The 22,807-nt window shown below is 30.6% G+C and carries 21 protein-coding genes; 7 read left to right on the top strand and 14 right to left on the bottom strand.

Annotated features, from left to right (window positions below; translation table 11 throughout):
- Window positions 1-1,764: a RagB/SusD family nutrient uptake outer membrane protein gene (locus BUC03_RS09750; RefSeq protein WP_073151098.1), complete on the top strand. Its 1,764-nt coding sequence runs from the start codon at window positions 1-3 to the stop codon at window positions 1,762-1,764.
- A gap of 116 nt (window positions 1,765-1,880) precedes the next feature.
- Here the strand turns inward: BUC03_RS09750 and mnmE are convergent, their stop codons facing one another.
- Complete coding sequence (gene mnmE, locus BUC03_RS09745) at window positions 1,881-3,278, bottom strand: tRNA uridine-5-carboxymethylaminomethyl(34) synthesis GTPase MnmE (protein ID WP_073151095.1); 1,398 nt, start codon at window positions 3,276-3,278, stop codon at window positions 1,881-1,883.
- 96 nt (window positions 3,279-3,374) lie between these two features.
- Here mnmE and BUC03_RS09740 point away from each other — a divergent pair, with 96 nt between their 5' ends.
- Window positions 3,375-3,728 (top strand): DUF4870 domain-containing protein, encoded by a 354-nt coding sequence (locus BUC03_RS09740; protein ID WP_073151092.1) that lies wholly within the window; start codon window positions 3,375-3,377, stop codon window positions 3,726-3,728.
- A 2-nt stretch (window positions 3,729-3,730) separates the two neighbouring features.
- Here the strand turns inward: BUC03_RS09740 and msrA are convergent, their stop codons facing one another.
- From msrA to BUC03_RS09725, 3 genes are all read right to left on the bottom strand, one after another.
- Entirely contained in the window at window positions 3,731-4,396 is a 666-nt protein-coding gene (gene msrA / locus BUC03_RS09735) for a peptide-methionine (S)-S-oxide reductase MsrA (protein ID WP_073151090.1), read from the bottom strand.
- A gap of 213 nt (window positions 4,397-4,609) precedes the next feature.
- Window positions 4,610-5,389: a zinc ribbon domain-containing protein gene (locus BUC03_RS09730; RefSeq protein ID WP_073151086.1), complete on the bottom strand. Its 780-nt coding sequence runs from the start codon at window positions 5,387-5,389 to the stop codon at window positions 4,610-4,612.
- Between the two features lie 2 nt (window positions 5,390-5,391).
- Window positions 5,392-6,486, bottom strand: a complete 1,095-nt coding sequence (locus BUC03_RS09725) for a Nif3-like dinuclear metal center hexameric protein (RefSeq protein ID WP_073151083.1) — start codon at window positions 6,484-6,486, stop codon at window positions 5,392-5,394.
- A gap of 65 nt (window positions 6,487-6,551) precedes the next feature.
- Between BUC03_RS09725 and lpxK the strand changes: the two genes are divergently transcribed.
- The gene (lpxK, locus tag BUC03_RS09720) at window positions 6,552-7,559 is read left to right on the top strand and encodes a tetraacyldisaccharide 4'-kinase (RefSeq protein WP_073151080.1); all 1,008 of its coding nucleotides are present in this window, start codon (window positions 6,552-6,554) and stop codon (window positions 7,557-7,559) included.
- Here the strand turns inward: lpxK and BUC03_RS09715 are convergent.
- The 6 genes from BUC03_RS09715 to BUC03_RS09690 form a co-directional block, all read right to left on the bottom strand.
- The gene (locus BUC03_RS09715; RefSeq protein WP_084112887.1) at window positions 7,534-9,759 is read right to left on the bottom strand and encodes a hybrid sensor histidine kinase/response regulator; all 2,226 of its coding nucleotides are present in this window, start codon (window positions 9,757-9,759) and stop codon (window positions 7,534-7,536) included. The genes lpxK and BUC03_RS09715 overlap by 26 nt on opposite strands.
- A 57-nt stretch (window positions 9,760-9,816) precedes the next feature.
- Window positions 9,817-10,821, bottom strand: a complete 1,005-nt coding sequence (gap, locus tag BUC03_RS09710; RefSeq protein ID WP_073151074.1) for a type I glyceraldehyde-3-phosphate dehydrogenase — start codon at window positions 10,819-10,821, stop codon at window positions 9,817-9,819.
- Between the two features lie 5 nt (window positions 10,822-10,826).
- Entirely contained in the window at window positions 10,827-11,699 is an 873-nt protein-coding gene (gene lipA / locus BUC03_RS09705) for a lipoyl synthase (protein ID WP_073151071.1), read from the bottom strand.
- A gap of 81 nt (window positions 11,700-11,780) precedes the next feature.
- Window positions 11,781-12,332 (bottom strand): RNA polymerase sigma factor, encoded by a 552-nt coding sequence (locus BUC03_RS09700; RefSeq protein ID WP_073151069.1) that lies wholly within the window; start codon window positions 12,330-12,332, stop codon window positions 11,781-11,783.
- Window positions 12,329-13,435 carry a glycosyltransferase gene (locus tag BUC03_RS09695; protein WP_073151066.1) on the bottom strand — a complete coding sequence of 369 codons (1,107 nt, stop codon included), beginning with the start codon at window positions 13,433-13,435 and terminating at the stop codon, window positions 12,329-12,331. The genes BUC03_RS09700 and BUC03_RS09695 overlap by 4 nt, the downstream gene beginning before the upstream one ends.
- 8 nt (window positions 13,436-13,443) lie before the next feature.
- On the bottom strand, window positions 13,444-13,644 hold the full coding sequence (locus BUC03_RS09690) for a membrane or secreted protein (RefSeq protein WP_073151063.1): 201 nt from the start codon (window positions 13,642-13,644) through the stop codon (window positions 13,444-13,446).
- A 150-nt stretch (window positions 13,645-13,794) separates the two neighbouring features.
- Here BUC03_RS09690 and BUC03_RS09685 point away from each other — a divergent pair, with 150 nt between their 5' ends.
- Window positions 13,795-14,415 carry a fasciclin domain-containing protein gene (locus BUC03_RS09685; RefSeq protein WP_073151060.1) on the top strand — a complete coding sequence of 207 codons (621 nt, stop codon included), beginning with the start codon at window positions 13,795-13,797 and terminating at the stop codon, window positions 14,413-14,415.
- 71 nt (window positions 14,416-14,486) lie between these two features.
- Here the strand turns inward: BUC03_RS09685 and murB are convergent, their stop codons facing one another.
- From murB to BUC03_RS09670, 3 genes are all read right to left on the bottom strand, one after another.
- The gene (murB, locus tag BUC03_RS09680; protein WP_073151057.1) at window positions 14,487-15,503 is read right to left on the bottom strand and encodes a UDP-N-acetylmuramate dehydrogenase; all 1,017 of its coding nucleotides are present in this window, start codon (window positions 15,501-15,503) and stop codon (window positions 14,487-14,489) included.
- The gene (locus tag BUC03_RS09675) at window positions 15,500-16,690 is read right to left on the bottom strand and encodes a pyridoxal phosphate-dependent aminotransferase (protein ID WP_073151055.1); all 1,191 of its coding nucleotides are present in this window, start codon (window positions 16,688-16,690) and stop codon (window positions 15,500-15,502) included. Before BUC03_RS09675 ends, murB begins: the two co-directional genes overlap by 4 nt.
- A 122-nt stretch (window positions 16,691-16,812) precedes the next feature.
- On the bottom strand, window positions 16,813-17,205 hold the full coding sequence (locus BUC03_RS09670; protein ID WP_073151053.1) for a DUF1573 domain-containing protein: 393 nt from the start codon (window positions 17,203-17,205) through the stop codon (window positions 16,813-16,815).
- A 135-nt stretch (window positions 17,206-17,340) separates the two neighbouring features.
- Between BUC03_RS09670 and BUC03_RS09665 the strand changes: the two genes are divergently transcribed.
- Window positions 17,341-19,974, top strand: a complete 2,634-nt coding sequence (locus BUC03_RS09665) for a valine--tRNA ligase (RefSeq protein WP_073151050.1) — start codon at window positions 17,341-17,343, stop codon at window positions 19,972-19,974.
- Between the two features lie 5 nt (window positions 19,975-19,979).
- On the opposite strand, the gene BUC03_RS09660 is transcribed toward BUC03_RS09665, so the two are convergent.
- Window positions 19,980-20,894: an AraC family transcriptional regulator gene (locus BUC03_RS09660; RefSeq protein ID WP_073151047.1), complete on the bottom strand. Its 915-nt coding sequence runs from the start codon at window positions 20,892-20,894 to the stop codon at window positions 19,980-19,982.
- 202 nt (window positions 20,895-21,096) lie between these two features.
- Here BUC03_RS09660 and exaC point away from each other — a divergent pair, with 202 nt between their 5' ends.
- Window positions 21,097-22,617 carry an acetaldehyde dehydrogenase ExaC gene (gene exaC, locus BUC03_RS09655; protein ID WP_073151045.1) on the top strand — a complete coding sequence of 507 codons (1,521 nt, stop codon included), beginning with the start codon at window positions 21,097-21,099 and terminating at the stop codon, window positions 22,615-22,617.
- 1 nt (window position 22,618) lies between these two features.
- Window positions 22,619-22,807: DUF779 domain-containing protein (locus tag BUC03_RS09650; RefSeq protein WP_143159175.1), on the top strand; the 189-nt coding region annotated here is incomplete at its 3' end.

The following is a 22,807-nucleotide window of genomic DNA, read 5'->3' as shown; positions in this document are numbered from 1 at the left end:
ATGAAATTTTATATAAAAACATACCAAACCCTTATACTTATTTCTTTAAGTTTTGCAATTTTTAGTTGTACAGATTTAGAAGAAGAAGTAATAGATGAAGTTATTGGAGGAGAAAGTTCTAACCCAGAAAGCGCTATGGCTGCAGCTTATGGGCAATTAGCAGAAAGAACGTTTACAGATCACGGTAATGTATTTGGGTTACAAGAATACCCTACAGACGAATGCATGCTTCCAACACGTGGTAGTGACTGGGGAGACGGAGGAAAATGGAGAGCTTTAACAGAATTTACTTGGGGTACTAATAATGACGCTGTTTCTACTACTTGGAATTCTTTAAATAGTGGAATTACCAAAACATTAACTGCTATTGAATCTCTAGAGAACAATCCAGATTATGAAAACTATGACTTATTCATGGCAGAATCTCGCGGATTGTTAGCTTTCTATATTTACACCACTTTAGATTTGTTTAACCAAGCTCCGTACAGAGATCCGTTTTCTGATGATGCTGTACTAACTTTTTTACAAGCAGATACAGAAATTGACAATTTAATTACTGAGGTAGAGTCTATTATTCCATCTTTAGCAAATTTAGGAGAAGAAAGAACCTATAATGGAAGATTTACTAAACAAGCAGCATACGCTTTACTTGCAGATATGTACCTTAATAGAGCTGTATTTAAAGATCGTTATAATACTTCTTCAAATTTTAATTTTAATGAAGCAGCTGTAGATAATGACGGAAATGATATGGATAAAGTTATTTACTATACTTCTTTATTAATTAACGGTAGCTTCAGCTTAGAAAGCAACTATTTTGATAATTTTTCTATGAATAATACTGCAGGATCTGAAATGATATTTGCAGTAGCTCAAGAAAATGACAACATCAGAAATAGCGATAATGATTTTGCATATATGTCTACAGGAAGATCTCAAAAACCAACACCAGATAATAGAGGTACCAACGCTTCTAATGTTGAACCTGAGTTTTATTATACTTGGGAGGGTAACCATGATGATCCTCGTTTCCATAGATATTATCAGTATTCTGATGGTACTTGGTTTATGAATGATGGTACTACCGGTAGTGTTCCTGCAGAAGATGTAAGACAAGATACAGGGTCTTTATGGTTTCACTTTAATAGAGGTTTACAAGTTGGGCAACAATATGGTCCTACTTTAGATGGTGAAGGCGGATTTGATATGACATCGGATGGTAGAATTGCTATCAGCCAATTATATATGGAGAAGCAAACTACTATTCCTATGGATTTTACTCCTGAATTAGATTTTGATAATGAGCTAGAAGCTGTTTTTAGTCAAGATCAAATTAACCGTGGAGTACGTAACTTTAAATGGGAATTTGATCCAAATTATGGTAACGGAACCAGCGCTGTAGATGTGCCTTTATATCGCTTAGGTGGTATCTATTGTATGAGAGCAGAAGCTTACTTTAGAAATGGAAATAATGCAGCAGCCTTAGCAGATATTAATATCTTAAGAACTAGTAGAACTCGTGAAGCTTTATTTAACAATGCTCCAGGTACAGCTATCTCTTATTTAGATGAAGAAATTTTATATAACGAAATAGGTTTTGAAATGTATTGGGAGATGTACCGTAGAAAGCAAATGATTAGATTTGGAACTTTTGACAGAGCTTACACTGCCAAACCTGTTACACAACCATATTTAAGAGTTTACGCAATTCCGCAAGAGACTATAGATGTTACAGAAGGTATAACCCAAAACATAGGGTACTAAAATTAAAACAGTATTTTTAATTTTGTAAGAAAAAAGGGAAGATATAATATCTTCCCTTTTTGTTTTCTGTAACTTTAATAAGTTTAAATTTTATATTTCTTTAGCGGTTCTTCTATCTACTTTCCGATACAGAAATTAGCAAAAATATTTCCTAATAAATCATCTGTGGTAATTTGCCCAGTTATTTCTCCAAAATAATATAACGCTTGACGAATATCTATAGCCAGTAAATCTCCTGTTAAGCCTATATTTAAACCTTCTTGTACCTTGTTTATTTCTTCTTGTGCTTTTAGTAAAGCATCGTAATGACGAGAATTAGTTACAATAGCATCATTGCTTTTTAAAGCTCCTGTATTAACAAAACCTAGAAGCTTTTCTTGTAGCTCTTCTACTTTATCATTTTCTTTTGCTGATATTAAATTAAGTTCAGGTATTTGCTGCTTAAAACTATCTTGCTCTTCTTCAGTAAGAATATCTCTTTTATTTGCAACTATTAACAAGGGTTTACCTGGAAAACGATTTTTAATTTTTTCTACTTCGGTTTTTACTTGCGTTAAACTAAGTTTTTCATTTTTAATTTTAGAAGAGTCAAACAAATACATTACTACTTGGGCCTGCTCTATCTTCTGAAAAGTTTTTTTAATTCCTAAACCTTCAATGGTATCTGTAGTTTCTCTAATACCAGCGGTATCTATAAACCTAAACCCTACGCCACCTATAGAAATTTCATCTTCAATGGTATCTCTAGTAGTTCCTGCTATATCACTTACTATAGCTCTTTCTTCATTTAAAAGTGCATTCAACAAAGTAGATTTACCCACGTTTGGCTCTCCAACTATAGCTACAGGTATTCCGTTTTTCAACACATTACCTACTGCAAAAGAATCTATAAGTTTATTTAATACTTTCTGAATTTTAAAAATTAAATCTTGAAACTGTTTACGGTCTGCAAACTCTACATCTTCTTCAGAAAAATCTAATTCTAATTCTATTAAAGAAGCAAAATTTAATAATTCTTCTCTCAGTTTTTGTATTTCTGAAGCAAAACCACCACGCATTTGTTGCATGGCCAATTGGTGACTTGCTGCATTATCACTAGCTATTAAATCTGCAACTGCCTCTGCCTGACTTAAATCCATTTTCCCATTTAAAAAAGCACGCAAAGTAAACTCACCAGGTTGTGCAGATCTGCAACCTTGACACAATAGTAAATTGATAATTTCTTGCTGAATAAATGGGCTACCGTGGCAAGAAATTTCTACGGTATTTTCTCCCGTGTAAGAGCGAGTTCCTTTAAAGACCGATACCAAACTTTCATCTATAATTCTCTCTCCATCTACTATATTGCCTAACTGCAGGGTATGAGATTTCTGATTTTCTAGACTCACCTTATTTTTAGCCTTAAATACAGGACTAGTGATTTGGATAGCTTCTGGACCAGAAACTCTAATTACAGCAATAGCTCCACTCCCAGGTGCTGTAGCAAGCGCAACAATAGTATCATTTAATATCATAATACAAAGGTAAGAAAGTATTTATTGCTTTAAATACCTAAATGCTAATTGTAACAAAATTTACCACTTCACGTCTTATAGATAAACTAAAAAATTATGGAGATTATTTCTGAAAAAAAAGAAGATAAACAAATGCTTATGGTATTGCATTTAAGTCAATTATTAAATTTTATTACTGGCTTAGGTGGTATTATTATTCCTATTTTACTTTGGCAATTGAAAAAAGATGAAATTAAACAAATGGATGAACAAGCAAAGGAGGTGATAAATTTTCAGATTAGCTTTTATATATATTATATAATTGCTGGTATTTTATGTCTATTATTAATTGGCTTTATTATTTTACCAATTTTAATACTCATAGGGTTAATTTTGCCTATTTTAAATGGAATAAAAGCAAATAATGGCGAGCCAGTAAAATACCCACTCACCATTCAATTTATTAAATAAATTTACTTTTGATATTTTTCTTTCAGTAAATTATTAGGGAATTTTTCTTTAAACTTATTAAATCGTGGTATAGATACTCCTCTAATGTAACTATTGTGTGGGTTATGCTTTTTGTAATCTTGGTGATAGTCTTCTGCTATCCAAAATTTTTGAAAAGGCATAACCTCTGCAGCTACAGGCTGGCTATATTGTTTACTTACTTCTGCAATCTTACTTTCTATCCATTGTTTTTCTGTCTCGTTTTGGTAAAAAATAACAGAACGATACTCTCTACCTAAATCTGGTCCTTGGCCATTTTTTTGAGTCACATTTTGAGAAGCAAAATAAACATCTAAAAGAGTTTCATAACTTACTACTTTAGGGTCGTAAATAATTTCTACCACCTCAGCGTGATCTGTTTTTCCGTAATTTTGATAAGTAGGGTTTTCTCCTGTACCACCAGCATAACCAGAGATAGATTCTTTCACTCCTTTTACACTCTCATAAATTGCCTCTACACACCAAAAGCAACCGCTTGCAAAATATGCTTTTTTATAACCTTCTTGCGTCGCTTTCACCTCTACAGGATCTAAACTAGACAAGTTAGTGGTAGTGTTATTTTCTTTTTTAGTATGTCCACAACCTACAAAAGTTGCTAACATGAATAAGTACAAGATTTTAAATTTCATTTTTTCTTTTTCTTTATTAAAAATTTTCTTCTTCTTTAAGACGAAAAGATGAGTTAGTATTTACAATTTTTATTAAAATAATACTCTTCTTTTAATTACGTAATATTTATTTGGTAAGATTTTATAAACTTCAAAAAAATAATTATAAAAAAACCCTTCTCGTTAAAGAAGGGTTTTTTATGAATTCAATAAATGTTATTGCTAAAAGCATTTTTACATTTTAGCAAAAAGCTTATTCATTTTTATTCTTTGCTCTTCAGCTAATTCTTGATCTACTAAAATTCTACCACTGTGCTCATCAGTAATAATTTTCTTTCTGCTTGCAATCTCCATTTGAACTTGCGGCGGAATAGTAAAGAAAGAACCTCCAGATGCACCTCTTTCAATTGGCACTACTGCTAATCCGTTTTTCACATTTTCTCTAATACGTGTGTAAGCTTTTACCAATCTCTCTTCTATATCTTTTTTGTAAGCTTCAGATTTAGCTTTAAGATTTTGCTCTTCTTTTTCAGTTTCGCTTAAAATCTCATTTAATTCACTTTTCTTGTGGTTTAAATGAGCAGTTCTTTGCTCTATACGTTCAGTACTTTGCTCTATAACTTGTTTTTTCTGCTCTATTTGTGCAAAAAACTCTTTAATGTGCTTTTCTGACAATTCAATCTCTAACTCTTGAAATTCAATTTCTTTAGAGATAGCATTAAACTCTCTGTTATTACGAACATTTTTTTGCTGCTCTGTATACTTTTTAATTAAAGCTTTAGATTCTTCAATTTGATTTTTTTTGTCTTTAATATTATGATCTAGTTTTTCAAGATCTACATTTAGTTTCTCTAAACGTTTATTAAGACCGGCTACCTCATCTTCTAAGTCTTCTACTTCTAGAGGTAATTCACCTCTTACATTTCTAATCTCATCTATACGAGCATCGATTAATTGTAAATCAAATAACGCTCTTAGCTTTTCTTCAACGGTAACCTCTTTTTTCTTTGCCATAATCAACTATATTGAATTGGATTGGTACTTTTTTGTGATAAAACGATTGCAAAATTACGGAATTTTTTTGTAAGATAAGAATGTAATAGATTTTTTGTGTACTGTTCACTTTCATAATGTCCAATATCTGCTAAAACTATCTTATTTTCAGCCTGATAAAAATCATGATACTTTAAATCTGCTGTAATATAAATGTCTGCTTTTGCTGATATAGCGTTAGGAATTGCAAATGCTCCACTCCCACCTAAAACTGCTATTCTTTTTATTTTGTTTTTAAGTAACCTAGAGTGCCTAATTACCTCTAACTTAAATTTATTTTTTACTTGCTCTAAAAATACATTTGTATCTACTTCTTCTGCCAACTCTCCCACCATACCTATACCTATATTTTGGTTTGTGTTTTCTAGTGTAGTAATTTCATAAGCTACTTCTTCATAAGGGTGACTATTAAAAAGTGCTTGTAAAACTTCTGCTTGCAAGTGTTTAGAAAAGGTAAGGTGAAGTTGAGTTTCTTTTTCTTTTTGTAAAATTCCTCTTTCTCCAACTGTAGGGTTTGCATCTTCATTAGGTTTAAAAGTACCGTAACCTTTTATATTAAAACTACATTCATCGTAATTACCAATACTGCCTGCACCTGCATTAAACATTGCGTTTCTTACTTTTTCAAGATCTTTTTTTGGTACGTGAGCTACTATTTTTTTAATAGTACCAGACTGCGGAATTAATACTTGTTGGTTTATTAGCCCTAACTCTTTACAAATTTGATAATTTACTCCTTTATAAGAATTATCTAACGCGGTATGAATTGCAAATATAGATATATCGTGTTTAATAGCTTTTAACACTACACGTTCTACATAGTTTTTACCAGTAATTTTTTTTAATCCTTTAAATATAATGGGATGAAAGCTTACAATTAAGTTACATTTTTTTTCTATTGCTTCTTCAACAGTTTCTTCTAAGGTATCTAGAGTTACTAAAACCCCTGTTACTTCTTGATTTTTATTACCTACTAAGAGTCCTACATTATCAAATTGCTCTGCATAAGCTAAAGGAGCTAGTTCTTCTAAAGCAGAAATTACATCATTTACTATCATTATATATCTTGGTAAAAAGAAAATTTATTATAAAATATAAATATAAAAATTATACCTTCGTTTAGATGAAAATGCTTAGAAAATTACTCTTACCCTTTTCCCTTATTTACGGATTCATTGTTTGGCTACGTAATAAATTATATGACTGGGAAATAAAAAAGTCTGCTAAATTTACAATACCTGTAATTTGTGTTGGTAACCTAAGCGTAGGTGGCACAGGTAAATCTCCTATGATTGAGCATTTAATTAAACTTTTAAAAGACAAACACAATTTAGCTACGCTTAGTAGGGGGTACAAAAGAGAAAGTAAAGGTTTTTATATTTTAAGTGGTAATGAAACCGCAGCTTATGTTGGTGATGAGCCATTACAGTTTAAATCTAAATTTTCTTCTATTACGGTTGCTGTAGATGAGCAAAGAAAAAGAGGTATTGAAAATTTATTAGCTTTAAAAAACACTCCTGATGTAGTTTTGCTAGATGATGCTTTTCAGCATAGAAAAGTAACGCCTAGTCACTCTATTCTATTAACATCTTACAACAACTTATATTGTAATGATTATATTTTACCTGCAGGAAATTTAAGAGAGCCTAAATCTGGTGCTAAAAGAGCTAATATAATTGTAGTTACCAAATGCCCAAAAGATTTATCTGACCTAGAAATGAATAAAATAAAGAAGAAGCTTAAGCCTTTAAAACAACAAAAAGTTTTCTTTTCTTCTATTAAATATGCAAACGAAGTAATTAACCATAAAAATGAGAGATTAAACATTGATAATAGTAAAGATTTCTCTTTGGTTACTGGTATTGCTAACCCTACTCCACTACTTCAGCATTTAGAAAAATTAAATTTAAAATTTAATCACCTCAACTTCCCTGATCATTATAATTTTAAAGAAAAAGATCTTCAAAAAATTAAACAATCTAACTTAGTTATTACTACCGAAAAAGATTTTATGAGGTTAAAAAATGAAATAGATGCCTCTCAATTATATTATTTACCAATAGAGATAGAGATTTTAAAAGACAATTTAGATTTTGAAAACACCATTAAGAGTTGGCTTCAAAATTATTAGGGTTACTTACAATTGCTTTGTAAATTTTCTCGTAAAACATTTCTGTTTTGTAAGGTTTAGGTATTACATCGTTGAAGCCATATAATAGAAAATCATTTATTTCTTCAGAAACATTTACAGCTGTTAAGGCTATAATTGGAGTTTCATCTTTATTTTCTCTTATAATTTTTATGGCTTCTATCCCGTCCATTACTGGCATATGTATATCCATTAATATGATATCGTACTTGTTTTTTTGAGCCAGAGAAACTGCTTCTTCTCCATTGTTTGCTATATCACAAAAGAGGTTTTTCTTTTCTAAAATTTTACAAGTGATTTTTTGGTTAAGCTTATTATCTTCTACCACCAAAACTTTTTTGTTATCAAATACCTTCTGAAAGTTTTGATCGTCAAAGTCTTCTTCTTTCATTCTTATACCGCTAGTTATCACGTCTTTTTTTAGTACTTTATTTAAGTTCACTGTAAAGTAAAACTTAGAACCAGAGCCTAATTCACTTTCTAAGTGAATTTCACTCTTTAAAAACTCTAGTAGATTTTTAACTATAGGTAAACCTAAACCTGTACCACCGTAATTGGCGTTTATTCTGTCTGCTCCTTGATTAAATTTCTCAAAAATAGCTTGATGCATATCTTTTGGTATACCTCTACCGTTATCTTCTACCTCAAATTTTATTTTCACTTGCTTACTACTTTCTTTTACTAGCTTGAGTCTTACCCAAACATCTCCATTTTTAGAAAATTTTATTGCATTAGAGACCAAGTTAATAATCACTTGAGATATTTTTATCATATCTCCGTTAAGCAACTTAGGTATTTGAGGGTCTATCTCTAAATGTAGCTCTACATTATTTTCTCGTGCAGCTCTCTCTAAAGTACTAAGCGTATTATTTAACTGTGGTTTTATATAAAAATCAAATTTTACACTTTCTACTTTATTTAATTCTAATTTATTAATATCTAATACATTATTAATTAGTGATAACAAGTGCTCTCCTGAGTATTTTAAAGATTTTAAATACTCGGTTTGTTTTTCTGTAGGGTCTTCTTTTAAAAGTAAATATGTTAAACCTGTTACCGCATAAATAGGCGTACGTAACTCATGGGTAATAGTAGATAAAAATTGCTCTCTATATTTTGTTGCTGCCAGAGTTTTTTCTCTAGATTCTACTAAATCTTTATTTTTTTTATAAAGCAATTGATTGGCTCTTTTTCGTAAATTATTGTTTTTGTAAAGAGAAACGGTAAACAATGATAGTATTACTATAAAAAGTATACTTAATATAATTGCTAACTGATTGTATTTAAGAGATTTTTGCTGCTGTAAATTTGTTGAAGAAAGCTCTAAAATTGTCTTTACGGCAGAGTTAATACTAGTAGATTTTAAGTTTTTTTCTTCTGTAAATTCTTCTTGCTGAAAATTAAGTATGGAGGCTTTTAAACTATTTGCTTTAGATAGAAACTCTATTTGTTTATCTTTATTTCTGGTTTCTTTATATATGTTTGCCAGTAAATCTAGTGTTTGAAGCTCTAAAAATACAAAACCACTATCTATGGTGTGATCTAAATTTTTTGTAGCGTAGAGTATAGCGTTCTCAAAATCTGATTGTTGCTTAAAAATTAAAGATTTTAGATAATAAACCTCAGACAACAAGTACATGCAAGGGTAATTCTCTACTCTTTCTTCTATGGAATCTAGTAGTAACAAAGAATTTTCGAAATCTCCATCTGCAAATAATAATTTAGCTTTAATTAAGTCTCGTAAGTTTCGTTCAAGAGTTCTAGGCTCTTCTTCAAACAAAGCTTTTTCTTTAATTATATTTTTTGCTAAATCATATTCTTTTAAACCTATTAAAATATTTAGGTAGAGATAATAATCATACGGGTAAAGAGACTCTCTTGCATCAATTGGTATATTTAATTTAAAAGTTTCTTCTAGCACTTTTTTTGCTTCTCTATACCTATGAGCTTTGTAAAAAATATCTGCTCGATAGTATTTAGAGAGAACTATAAGTAAGTTACTGTGTTCATTTTCTGCTATTTTAGAAATGAAAACAAGTTTTCTTACTAATTGAGGATAATTGTAATAATCGTAAGAATAATGAATACTATCTATCATTCTTTCATAACTACTTACTTCTACACCTGAAATTTCTTGAATACCATTTTGTGCTTTCAGAGTGCTATGAAAACAGATAAACAAGACTAGATAAAGTAGATAGCTCTTGATGATAAATTATTCTTTTAGTTCATACATAATTTATAAATGAAGCAATAGTATTAAATCTAGCAATCTATTGCTATAACCTCTTTCATTATCATACCAACCAATTAATTTAACTAAATGCCCGTCTATCACAGAAGTCATTTCACTATCAAAAATACAAGAAAAAGGGTTTCCTAATATATCTACAGAGACAATTGGATCTTCATTATAGCTAATAATATTCTTGTATCTATTTAAAGAAGCATTTTTAAATAATTGATTTACTTCTTCTATAGAGGTTTCTTTCTCTACATTTAATGTCATGTCTGTTAGAGAACCATTAGGTACAGGCACTCTAATACCACAACCACCAATAACATTAGATAAATCTGGAAAAATTCTTGTAAGTGCTTTTGCTGCACCAGTGGTTGTTGGTACTATAGATTGTGATGCTGCTCTTGCTCTACGTAAGTCTCGATGAGGTTGATCATGCAAACTCTGATCTGAGGTGTAAGAGTGTACAGTAGTAATATAAGCTTGTTGTACATTTAAAGCTTCATGAACTACTTGTAGCATAGGTGCTGCATTATTGGTAGTACAAGATGCATTAGAGATAATTTGATCGTCACTTTTTAAGATCTCGTGATTTACCCCTAAAACAACCATTTTAATATCATCATCTACTGGCGGTACAGATAAAATTACTTTGGAAGCTCCACCTTTTAAATGATACGCTAAATCTGATTTAGTCTTAAACTTACCTGTGCTTTCTACAACTACATCTACATCAAATTTACTCCAATTAATAGACTCTATAAGAGGTTGCTTACTTAATGGGTAAAGTTTATTGTTAACAGAAATTGCCTCTCCATCTGCCTTAATATCTTCTTGTAGTACTCCGTGAATACTGTCATACTTTAACAAATGTGCAAGTGTTCTTGCATCTGCTAAATCATTGATAGCAACAACTTCTATTTTAGGGTGATGAAGTAAAATTCTAAATAAACTTCTTCCTATTCTCCCAAAACCATTAATCGCTACTCTTATTTTATTTGGCATCTATTTTAGTGAATGTGTTTTTGAGCTTTATATGAAGAACGAACTAACGCACTACTCTCTACGTGTCTAAAACCTAAGTCTAAACCTATCTCCTCGTATTTTTTAAATTGATCTGGAGTAATAAATTGTTGTACTGGTAAATGTTTTTTACTTGGTTGTAAATATTGACCAATAGTTACTACATCTACATCAGCAGCTCTCAAATCTTTTAAAGTTTGAATAACTTCTTCTTCTGTCTCTCCTAAACCTAGCATAATACCAGACTTTGTTCTTTTAATTCCTTGCTTTTTTAGATAAGCTAAAACTGCTAAACTACGGTCATACTTAGCTTGTATTCTCACCTCTCTAGTTAAACGTTTTACAGTTTCCATATTGTGAGAAACTACTTCTGGAGAAACTTCTACTATTCTATCTAGATGTTTTTCTATTCCTTGAAAATCTGGAATAAGAGTTTCTAAAGTAGTGTTAGGGTTCATTCTTCTAATGGCTTTTACCGTTTCTGCCCAGATAATAGATCCCATATCTTTTAAGTCATCACGATCTACACTTGTAACAACTGCATGCTTAATATCCATTAATTTTATAGAACGAGCTACTTTTTCTGGCTCATCCCAATCTACCGTTTCTGGTCTTCCTGTTTTTACCCCACAAAATCCGCAAGATCTAGTACAAACATTACCTAAAATCATAAAAGTAGCCGTACCCTCACTCCAGCATTCTCCCATATTAGGACAACTACCAGAGGTACAGATAGTATGTAAATCATACTTATCTACTAACTTTCTTAAATTGGTATACTTCTTACCCGTAGGTAATTTTACGCGTAACCATTTAGGTTTTTTCTTAGTGGTTTCAGGTGAAAGTGTTTCTACTGCCATAACAATTTTTATAATGTTCAAAGATACAAAATATTGTATAGCTTATTAAACGATAAATAATAGATTATAGGTATTGTAAATCTAGTTTTCTTTATCTTTTATAATTTCTGCTAAAAGCTTTTTAGCTCTTAACAACCTTACTTTTACATTATTAATGGGCTCATTAATTTTTTCTGAAATTTCTTTATAGCTAAACTCTTGAAAATAACGTAATTGTATTACTTCTTGGTAATGTGGTTTTAGCTTTTTAATTAGATTTAGCAAAATAGACAAGTTCTGATCTATAATTAATTGATCTTCTGCTGTGGGGGTTTCATCTACAAAAATCTTTTCTGTTTTTTTATCTACTTGGGTAGTTTCAATATGCTTTTTTCTAATTAAGTCTATATGAATATTCTTAGAAATAGTAATTAACCAAGTTTTAAAATTGTAATTCTCGTTGTAGGTATTTAATTTATCAAAAGCTTTAGAGAATGTTTGTATAGTAATTTCTTCTGCTTCATACTCATCTTTTGTTTTATTTAGCTGAAAACTATAAACCTGGTTCCAGTAATAATCTAATAAGTATTTATAGGCAATTTGATTTCCTTTTCTTGCTTTGTCTATTTGTTGAGCTAGTTGTTCAGAAATCATTTCCAGTGAATAGGTTTTGAAAATAAATTATTTATAAAGATAAAAATTTGCAATAAAACAATGACTAAATCTTGAAATGGAAGCATCCATAATAAGTCTTTTTCATTAAAAACTTTTGTTGCTTTGCTATAGGTAAAATACATAACAAGTGTTCTAACTAAAAAAATTGATAGTACCCATCTCCAATCATAAAAAAAGATAAGTGTTAAGCTTAGCAACCAAAATAATAATTGACTTAAATAAAACAAACCTAGTTTTATTTTTTGTGTTTTTTTATAATAACTTGCTGTAGACACATGCCTTCTTTTTTGCTTAAGCCACTCTTTCCATTTCTGTTTTGGAGTACTATATGTAAAGCTATCTTTATTGATAACAATAGAAGTATTCTTTTTTGTAGCTATTTTATTTACAAACAAATCGTCATCTCCAGATAAAATATTCATATGAGATACAAAGCCATTATTGTTATAAAACTCTGCTGCAGTGTAAGCTAAATTTCTACCAACTCCCATATAGGCTCTGCCTCTTTTAGCCGCAGAAAAATATTGAATAGCAGTTAATAACGTCTCAAACCTGATTATTTTATTTAAAAAAGATTTTCTACGAAACTCGTAACCTCCATATCCCAAAACTAAAGATTTGTCAGCTTGAAAACCTTGCATCATTTCTGCAATCCAACGAGAAGAGTTTGGGTAGCAATCTGCATCTGTGAATAATAACTGCTCAAATTTTGCTTTTTTTATTCCTAAGGTTAATGCATATTTTTTATTTCCCCAAAAACGCTCATTACTTTGCACGTTAACTACAGTAATTCTAGAATCTTTCAATTCAAAATCTTCCATCACCTCTAAGCTATCATCACTAGAAGAATCATTAATCAAAATAATTTCAAATTCAGAATAATCTTGTTGTAATAACTTAGGGAGGTTCTTTTTTAAATTTTCAGATTCATTTTTTGCACATATAATAATAGACACTGGTAAATTCACCTTAGTAAAAAGGTGTGATCTATCTTTTGTGTACAGAAAATTAGAAAAAGAAAGGTAATACAGTATATTAATAGCTGCTACTATTACAAAGCAGTTAAATAAAAATAGTAGCATTAGGTTACTTACTCGTTTTTGGTATTACAATCACCAATTTCATCTGGCATCTTACCACAAAAACTACAAGCTTCCCCCTCTTTGTTTAAGTAAGGGTTTTGACTTGCACAAGTACCTGCAAATTTACCGTCTTTCTTAGCCCAAATTTTAATTGCAATTCCTGCAAAAGCTATTGCTAATAATGCTATTGTTATCAGTAGTAATTTCATACTGCAAAAATAAAACTTTCTTGCTTCACAATAAAATTAAAATCTGTTTTAATATTCTTTTTACACTATTTAACTAAACTTTAGGCACTAATTTACTGCTATAGAAATGATTAAAACTACATTCGTACAGCAAACCAAATTATTTGAATTATGAAAAAATCAATTATTGCTATAGGTGTTCTTTGTATTTTGTTAGTTGCTTGTAAAGACAATAAAACTACAGATAACGCAAACGAAACAAAGACAGAAGTTGATTCTACTTCTACCGCGATACAAAATTCTACTACAGAAGAAAACGATAAGACAGAAAAAGAAGTAACTCTAGATTTAGCTGAAGTTGCAATGAATACAGAAAACTTGTCTTCTTTTGTAGATGCTATTGAAAAAGCAGGTATGGTGGTAAAAATTAAAGGAGAAGGTCCGTTTACTATTTTTGCTCCAACTAATGAAGCGTTTAGCAAACTACCTAAAGAAACACTAGAAAATTTAAAAAAGCCTGTAAACGCAGAAAAATTAGAAGCTGCTTTAAGTTACCACATAATTCCTGGTAATGTAGATGCTAAAAAACTAAAAGACCTTATTAATAATAGTGAAAATAAAAAATATGAATTAATTACTGCTAACGACGGTAAAATTGAAGCTTCTATTAATAGTGATAAAAAAGTAGTATTAACAGACAGCAAAGGTTCTCAAGCTACTGTTGTAGAAGTTGATAAAAAAGGAAAAAATGGTGTGATACATTCTATCAATACTGTTTTAATGAGAAAGTAATTTTTAGAAATAAAAATTATTTAGTTAGATTAAGTTAAGTTAGTGAAAAAGCAGCCTTCGGGCTGCTTTTTTTATGAAATAATGTTTACCTCCATCTCTAAACGAATAGAGAATTTTTCTTCTATTTGTTGCTGAATATGAGTAGCTAAATCTAGAATTTCTTGTCCAGTAGCTTCTCCATAATTCACTAAAACAAGTGCTTGATTTTTATGCACTCCTGCATCTCCGCTTCTGTACCCTTTAAACCCTGCTTGATCTATTAACCAACCAGCTGGTACCTTTACTTCTTCTTCTGAAATTTTATACGAAGGTATTTCTGGGTATTCTTCTTGTAAATTATTAAATTTAGTAACTGTTATAATAGGGTTTTTAAAAAAGCTGCCACTATTTCCTATTTCTCTAGGATCTGGCAATTTTTGTTTCCTGATAGAAATGATAGCATCAGAGATGTTTTTAATTGTAGGCTCTACTATTTGGTTACTCTCTAATTTGTTTAAAATTGCTCCGTACCCAGTATGTAATTCATGATTTTTTTTGCTAAGCTTAAAAATTACAGAAGTAATTATGTACTGCCCTTTTACTTCATTTTTAAAAATAGAATTTCTATATCCAAATTTACAGTCTTTTTTGGTAAATACTTTTTTCTCTAAAGTTTGTATGTTAATTGCTTCACATTCTACAAAAGTATCTTTAAGCTCTACCCCATAGGCTCCAATATTTTGAATTGGTGAAGTACCTACATTACCAGGTATTAGAGAAAGGTTTTCTATACCTCCAAAATTTTGACTTATACAGTACAACACAAACTCATGCCAGTTTTCACCTGCTTGTGCTTTTATAAAAACTTCGTCATTAGTTTCATTAACTATAGAAATTCCCTTTATGTTTACATGAACTACTGTAGCGTCTAGATTTTTTGTTAGCAAGCAGTTGCTTCCTCCCCCTAAAACAAAAAGTTCTGAAGCATAGGTTTGCTTCAGAACTTCTTTTAATTCTTCTTCATTAGTAATTTCTACAAAATTTTTAGCTTTTACATCTATGCCAAAAGTGTTGTATTCTTTTAATGAAAAATTGTTTTCTTGTCTCATTTTTTATAGACTTTCAATGCTTCTTCTATTACTTTTACTGCTTTTAAAAGATTTTCTTTTTTAAGCACATAAGCAATTCTAACTTGATTTAAACCAGAGTTTGGTGTAGAGTAAAATCCTGATGCTGGAGCAATCATTACAGTTTCACCTTCATAATCAAAATCTTCTAAAAGCCATTTAGCAAAATCTTCTGCATCTTCTACTGGTAACTCTGCTATACAATAAAAAGCTCCGTGCGGAGTAGCTACTTTAACACCTTCTATTTTATGTAATGCATTAATTAATGTATCTCTTCTATCTACATATTCTTCAATTACATCGTCAAAGTAAGATTGTGGTGTATCTAAAGCTGCTTCACTTGCTATTTGGGCAAATGTTGGAGGGCTTAATCTTGCTTGTGCAAACTTCATTGCGGTAGCTATAAATTCTTTATTTTTAGATACTACACAACCAATTCTTGCTCCACACATACTGTAGCGTTTAGATACAGAATCTATCATGATAGCATTCTCTTCAATACCTACTTCATTTAAAACAGAATGATGTTTTTTACCTTCATAAGCAAACTCTCTATAAACTTCATCTGCTACTAAAAACAAATCGTGCTTTTTTACCAAGGCAGCTAATTGCTCTATTTCTTCTTTAGTGTAAAGGTAACCTGTTGGGTTTCCTGGATTACATATTATAATAGCTTTAGTTTTATCTGTAATCTTTTTTTCAAACTCACTTATTGGTGGCAATGCAAATCCATCTTCAAAAGAAGCTGTTACAGGTACTACATTTACTCCAGAAGAAGTAGCAAAACCATTGTAATTTGCATAAAAAGGTTCTGGTATAATTACTTCGTCTCCCATATCTGCAATACTTCCCATGGTAAAAAGTAAAGCTTCAGATCCTCCTGTGGTAATTATAATATCTTCTGTATTAACTGGTATTCCTCCTTTTTGGTAATATCCAGCTAATTTTTCACGGTAAGATGCAAAACCGGCAGAGTGACTATAAGAAATGATTTCTAAGTCATTATTTTTTACTGCGTCTAAGGCACAGTCTGGGGTTTTAATATCTGGTTGACCTATATTTAAGTAAAATATATCTTTTCCTTTTTCTGTTGCAGCTTCAGCATAAGGAACCAATTTTCTAATTGGTGATTCAGGCATAGAAAGCCCTTTTGATGATATTGCAGGCATAATTTAATTTTTACGCAAATTTGCAAAATTATTATAGAAAAATAAGCCTTTTTTATAAAAGTTATATCGCACAAAAAAAGCCACTAAATAAATAGTGGCTTTTTATATAACTTCTGTAAATATTACTTTTCTAATACGCTTTTAGTATCTTCTTTTTTCACAAAACCTTTAATTTTTAAAGGTAATGGAGATCTATCTGCATTAGAGTATACAGTAATTGTTTTTCTGATTGGCCCTTGTCTATTAGTAGCATATTTTACTTTTATTTCTCCCTTTTCTCCAGGTGCAATTGGGTCTTTAGGTTTCTCTGGTACAGTACAACCGCAAGTAGATTTAACTTTATCTATAACTAATGGCTCTGTACCTGTATTAGTAAAAATAAAAGTTCTAACCCCATCACTGTTATATTCAACCTGGCCATAATCTATGGTTTCTTCTTCAAATTCAATCTTAGCTTGAGCTTGAGCAGCTATTCCTACAAAAAGGAATATTGCAAATGCAATTATGTTTTTCATTATTTCTTGATTTTAGGTACTAATGTAATAGTTAAAAATACATTATACAAATACAGATATTAATAAATTATAATTTTTTAAAATACCCTTTATATAACTACTTTTGTTATTCAATTTCAAAAATCAGACCAAACCATGGCAATTGCTGCAAAATATAGTGCAAAAGAGATAGAAAAAAAGTGGTATGACTACTGGATGAAAAATGATTATTTTCATTCTGAAGTTAATGAAAAAGAGCCTTATACAATTGTAATTCCTCCTCCAAACGTAACAGGTGTTTTACACATGGGGCACATGCTAAATAATACTATTCAAGATGTATTGATAAGAAGAGCTAGACTAAAAGGCTACAATGCATGCTGGGTACCTGGTACAGATCACGCCTCTATTGCTACAGAAGCTAAAGTTGTGGCTAAATTAAAAGCAGAAGGGATTGATAAAAACACCATCTCTAGAGAAGAGTTTTTAAAACACGCTTGGGATTGGACAGAAAATTATGGTGGTGTTATTCTAGATCAATTACAAAAACTAGGTGCTTCTTGTGACTGGAAAAGAACTAAATTTACCCTAGATGATCAATTATATTCTTCTGTAATTAAATCTTTTGTAGACTTATACAACAAAGGATTAATTTATAGGGGTTACCGCATGGTAAATTGGGATCCAGAAGCCAAAACTACTTTGTCTGACGAAGAAGTTATTTATGAAGAAAAACAAGGAAATTTATATTACATTAATTATCAAATAGAAGGAAGCAACGATACTTTAACGGTTGCTACTACAAGACCAGAAACTATTTTTGGAGACTCTGCTATTTGTATAAACCCAAACGATGAGCGCTTTACTCATTTAAAAGGAAAAAAAGCAATTGTACCTATAGTAAATAGAGTAATTCCTATTATTGAAGACGAATACGTAGACCTTGAGTTTGGGACAGGTTGCTTAAAAGTGACCCCTGCACATGACGAAAATGATAAAATTTTAGGAGAAAATCATCAGCTAGAAGTAATAGATATTTTTAATGATGATGCCACCTTAAATGATTACGGACTTCATTACAAAGGGAAAGATCGTTTTGTTGTAAGAAAAGAGTTTTCTAAAGAATTAGAAGAAAAAGGCTTTTTAATAAAAACAGAATCTCACATGCATAAAGTAGGTACTTCTGAGCGTACCAAAGCTGTGATAGAACCTAAAATGTCTGACCAATGGTTTTTAAAAATGGAAGATTTAGCCAAACCTGCTATTGAGGCCGTTTTAGAAACCGGAGATATTAAACTTTTTCCAGATAAATTTAAAAATACATACAGTCACTGGATGAATAACATTCGTGATTGGAATATTTCTCGCCAATTATGGTGGGGACAACGTATACCTGCATTTTATTTTGGTAATGCTAAAAATGATTTTGTAGTTGCAGAAACTATAGAAGAAGCTTTATTACTTGCTAAAGAAAAATCTGGCAATCAAGAATTAAAAATAGAAGATCTACGTCAAGAAGAAGATGTTTTAGATACTTGGTTCTCTTCTTGGCTTTGGCCAATGAGCGTATTTGATGGCATAAACAATCCAGATAACGAAGAGTTTAACTACTACTATCCTACTAATGATTTGGTTACCGGACCAGATATTTTATTCTTTTGGGTAGCAAGAATGATAATTGCGGGTTACGAGTACACCGGTAAAAAACCATTTAATAACGTTTATCTAACTGGTTTGGTACGTGATGAAAAACGTAGAAAAATGTCAAAATCACTAGGTAACTCTCCAGATGCTTTAAAACTGATAGAAGATTATAGTGCAGATGGGGTACGTGTGGGTTTACTGTTAAGTAGTGCTGCCGGTAACGATTTAATGTTTGATGAGTCTCTGTGCCAACAAGGTAAAGGTTTTGGAAATAAAATATGGAATGCTTTTCGTCTAGTAAAAGGTTGGGAGGTAGATGCAAATGCTAAACAGCCAGAATCTGCAGCTATCGCTATTAAATGGTATAAAAACACTATTCAAAAAACATTATTAGAAATAGAAGACCATTTTGATAAGTACAGAATTTCTGATGCTTTAATGACCATCTATAAACTTATTTGGGATGATTACTGTTCTTGGTTATTAGAAATGACTAAACCAGCATATGGAGAACCAGTAGACCAAAAAACACTTAATGAGGTTATAGAGTTATTAGAAGATAACTTAAAATTACTTCACCCATTTATGCCTTTCTTATCTGAAGAAATTTGGCAAAATATTACAGAAAGAACTTCTAGTGAGGCTTTAATTATTTCTAAGTGGCCAGAACAAACTAGTTATGACAAAGAACTTATATCAGACTTTGAAATTGTAAAAGATATCGTCTCTGGAATAAGAACTATTAGAAAAGATAAAAACATTGCCTTTAAAGATAGCATTGAACTAAGCGTTATTAATAATGAAAATTTAAAAGAAGATTATGACGCTGTAATCAAAAAAATGGGGAATGTTTCTAACATCACTTATGTTAATGAGCAACAAGAAAACGCACTCTCTTATAGAGTTAAATCTAATGAATATTTTATACCAGTTGCCGGAGCTATTGATGTAGAAAGTGAAATTGAAAAACTAAAAGAAGAATTAGAATATAATAAAGGATTTTTAAAATCTGTACAGAAAAAATTATCTAATGAGCGTTTTGTTAATAATGCTCCAGAAAAAGTAGTGCAAATTGAAAAACAAAAACAAGCAGATGCTGAGGCTAAAATTGAAGCAATAGAGCAAAGCTTAGCTAGTTTGCAGTAATATATTTATATTTTAAAATAACTTTGTTTCGCCTGGTATTTACCAGGCGAAATTTTTTGTTCTTTTTTAAAAACACGATTAAAATAAGATCTACTCTCAAAACCACATTCCATAAACACATCTTTAATCTTTCTATTTTTATCTTGAAGTAGAGTTGTAGCTAATTTTATACGCTCTTTATTTATAAAGTCTACAGGAGAAACTCCTAATTCATTTTTAAAAACTTTATAAAAATTAGATTTACTCATATATGCTTTTCTACTCAATACTTCTATAGACAAATTTGTATGAATATTATTTTTAATATAATCTACCACACAGCTAAGTCTATTATTAATAGGTTTTCTATAATCTAAATTTAAATAAGCTTTTTTAGAATTATTTTGTAAAACCCTAATAATAAGTTCTTGCAGCATATTATCTACAAAAAAATCTTTTGAAGCGTGATTTTCTGTAAACAAGAATAATAATCGTTGTAAAATTTGAAAAATCTCTTTATCATTAGTAAAATGAAAATTATAATCAATCATATTCCAATTTCTATGATCGCATTTTGGTAAATTTTCATTCATAAAAGCCAAAGTTTGTTTTATTTTTTCTTCAGAAATTGCCATTGCAAGACATCGAGTAGGATTATTTTCTCTAGCTTCAGGAAAATCAATTCTCATTAATTCAGAAGCAGGTAACACCAAAGACTCACCAGGAAAAAAATCAAACTTTTGTTCATCATTTAAATGCATTACTTTTTTCCCCTCTAACATACTTGCTAATACTGGTTGATCAAATTTCAAATAAACCTGTTCAGCCTTTTGGTGAGTTTCAAAAACATGCATCGCCGCATTGTTCAAAGTATAAGTAGTTTGATTTTCAACCATACTTTCTAAACGTCTATTATTCAAAAAATTTTGTGATAACTGCATGACAACCAATTAATAATTTAACAATACAAATCCCTAATAAATATCTATTACATACATAAATATACATTATTTTATTAAATTATCATTTTTTAAGAGTATTGTACAATAAATTAATACAATTGTTCAAAATATTAATACCAACTAAATATAAATTTGATAGACAACATACTTAAAAACTAATGTCTAATTAAAATTTATAAATATGAGTACATCAACCGCAAGTAAAAAAGAAATTCAAAAACCTAGTTTCAAAAATCAATACGAAAATTTTATAGGAGGTAAATGGGTATCACCAACAAATGGTGAATATTTTGAAAACATCTCTCCAGTAGACGGAAAAACGTTTACTAAAATTCCACGATCTACAGAAGAAGATATAGAGAAAGCTCTAGATGCAGCTTGGGCAGCCGCTCCAGAATGGAATAATTCATCTGCAACTTACAGAAGCAATCTTTTACTTAAAATTGCTGATGTTATGGAAAATAATTTAGAAGCTTTAGCTAGAGCTGAAACTTGGGATAACGGAAAAGCTGTAAGAGAAACTATGGCAGCAGATATACCATTAGCAATTGATCACTTTAGATATTTTGCTGGTGTTATTAGAGCTGAAGAAGGATCTGTAGCTGAGTTAGACATGAACACAGTTTCTCTAAATGTACCAGAACCTTTAGGCGTTGTTGGCCAAATTATACCTTGGAATTTTCCAATTTTAATGGCATCTTGGAAATTAGCACCTGCACTTGCTGCAGGAAACTGTGTTGTTTTAAAACCAGCAGAACAAACACCTGTAGGAATTTTAGTATTAGTAGAAATGATTGAAAATATATTACCTGCAGGGGTTTTAAATGTAGTCAATGGTTTTGGAGTTGAAGCAGGAAAACCATTAGCATCTAACTCAAGAATCGATAAAATAGCATTTACTGGAGAAACTACTACAGGTCAATTAATAATGCAATATGCCTCTAAAAATATAATTCCTGTTACTCTAGAATTAGGAGGAAAGTCTCCAAATGTATTTTTTGAAAGTATTATGGATGCTGATGATGATTTCTTTGATAAATGTATTGAAGGAGCCGTAATGTTTGCTTTAAACCAAGGTGAAGTTTGTACTTGTCCAAGTAGAATTTTAATACAAGAAAGTATATACGAAAAATTTATAGATCGAATTATCGAAAGAACTAATGCTATAAAATTAGGTCATCCATTAGATCCAAATACTATGATGGGAGCACAAGCATCTAATGATCAATACGAAAAAATATTAAATTATATCAATATAGGTAAAGAAGAAGGATGTGAAGTATTAGCTGGTGGAGAAGCAGCGTATAACGAAGGTTTAGATGGAGGTTACTATATAAAACCTACAATTTTAAAAGGAAATAATAAAATGAGAGTATTTCAAGAAGAAATTTTTGGTCCTGTAGTATGTGTAACTACTTTTAAAGATGAAAAAGAAGCTCTTGAAATTGCAAACGATACTTTATACGGTTTAGGTGCTGGGGTATGGACAAGAGATACACACCAAGCTTACCAAATATCAAGAGCAATAAAAGCAGGAAGAGTATGGGTAAATTGTTACCATAATTACCCTGCACACGCTCCATTTGGAGGATATAAAAAATCTGGTATAGGAAGAGAAAATCATAAAATGATGTTAGACCATTACCGTCAGACCAAGAACATGTTAATTTCTTACGATAAGAAAAAACAAGGTTTCTTTTAAGATGTCTATAAAAAGAGTAAGTGTTAGTGTTGCTGCTAAAGATATTATAGAGCAACTTAAAGATAAACACGGAGAGCTAATATTTCATCAAAGTGGTGGGTGTTGCGATGGATCTTCCCCTATGTGTTTCCCTAAAGGTGAACTAATTTTAGATAATTCTGATATACTTCTGGGTAATATTGCAGGATGC

It is taken from the genome of Mesonia phycicola, from assembly GCF_900141885.1.
Lineage (GTDB): Bacteria > Bacteroidota > Bacteroidia > Flavobacteriales > Flavobacteriaceae > Mesonia > Mesonia phycicola.
This window is presented reverse-complemented; position numbering and strand designations above follow the sequence as displayed.

Excerpts from the sequence above, each read along its gene's own strand:
- BUC03_RS09750 (WP_073151098.1), top strand. The coding sequence starts at position 1 with ATGAAATTTTATATAAAAACATACCAAACCCTTATACTTATTTCTTTA.
- mnmE (WP_073151095.1), bottom strand. The coding sequence starts at position 3,278 with ATGATATTAAATGATACTATTGTTGCGCTTGCTACAGCACCTGGGAGT.
- BUC03_RS09740 (WP_073151092.1), top strand. The coding sequence starts at position 3,375 with ATGGAGATTATTTCTGAAAAAAAAGAAGATAAACAAATGCTTATGGTA.
- msrA (WP_073151090.1), bottom strand. The coding sequence starts at position 4,396 with ATGAAATTTAAAATCTTGTACTTATTCATGTTAGCAACTTTTGTAGGT.
- BUC03_RS09730 (WP_073151086.1), bottom strand. The coding sequence starts at position 5,389 with ATGGCAAAGAAAAAAGAGGTTACCGTTGAAGAAAAGCTAAGAGCGTTA.
- BUC03_RS09725 (WP_073151083.1), bottom strand. The coding sequence starts at position 6,486 with ATGATAGTAAATGATGTAATTTCTGCTTTAGAAGAACTAGCTCCTTTA.
- lpxK (WP_073151080.1), top strand. The coding sequence starts at position 6,552 with ATGAAAATGCTTAGAAAATTACTCTTACCCTTTTCCCTTATTTACGGA.
- gap (WP_073151074.1), bottom strand. The coding sequence starts at position 10,821 with ATGCCAAATAAAATAAGAGTAGCGATTAATGGTTTTGGGAGAATAGGA.
- lipA (WP_073151071.1), bottom strand. The coding sequence starts at position 11,699 with ATGGCAGTAGAAACACTTTCACCTGAAACCACTAAGAAAAAACCTAAA.
- BUC03_RS09700 (WP_073151069.1), bottom strand. The coding sequence starts at position 12,332 with ATGATTTCTGAACAACTAGCTCAACAAATAGACAAAGCAAGAAAAGGA.
- BUC03_RS09695 (WP_073151066.1), bottom strand. The coding sequence starts at position 13,435 with ATGCTACTATTTTTATTTAACTGCTTTGTAATAGTAGCAGCTATTAAT.
- BUC03_RS09690 (WP_073151063.1), bottom strand. The coding sequence starts at position 13,644 with ATGAAATTACTACTGATAACAATAGCATTATTAGCAATAGCTTTTGCA.
- BUC03_RS09685 (WP_073151060.1), top strand. The coding sequence starts at position 13,795 with ATGAAAAAATCAATTATTGCTATAGGTGTTCTTTGTATTTTGTTAGTT.
- murB (WP_073151057.1), bottom strand. The coding sequence starts at position 15,503 with ATGAGACAAGAAAACAATTTTTCATTAAAAGAATACAACACTTTTGGC.
- BUC03_RS09675 (WP_073151055.1), bottom strand. The coding sequence starts at position 16,690 with ATGCCTGCAATATCATCAAAAGGGCTTTCTATGCCTGAATCACCAATT.
- BUC03_RS09670 (WP_073151053.1), bottom strand. The coding sequence starts at position 17,205 with ATGAAAAACATAATTGCATTTGCAATATTCCTTTTTGTAGGAATAGCT.
- BUC03_RS09665 (WP_073151050.1), top strand. The coding sequence starts at position 17,341 with ATGGCAATTGCTGCAAAATATAGTGCAAAAGAGATAGAAAAAAAGTGG.
- BUC03_RS09660 (WP_073151047.1), bottom strand. The coding sequence starts at position 20,894 with ATGCAGTTATCACAAAATTTTTTGAATAATAGACGTTTAGAAAGTATG.
- exaC (WP_073151045.1), top strand. The coding sequence starts at position 21,097 with ATGAGTACATCAACCGCAAGTAAAAAAGAAATTCAAAAACCTAGTTTC.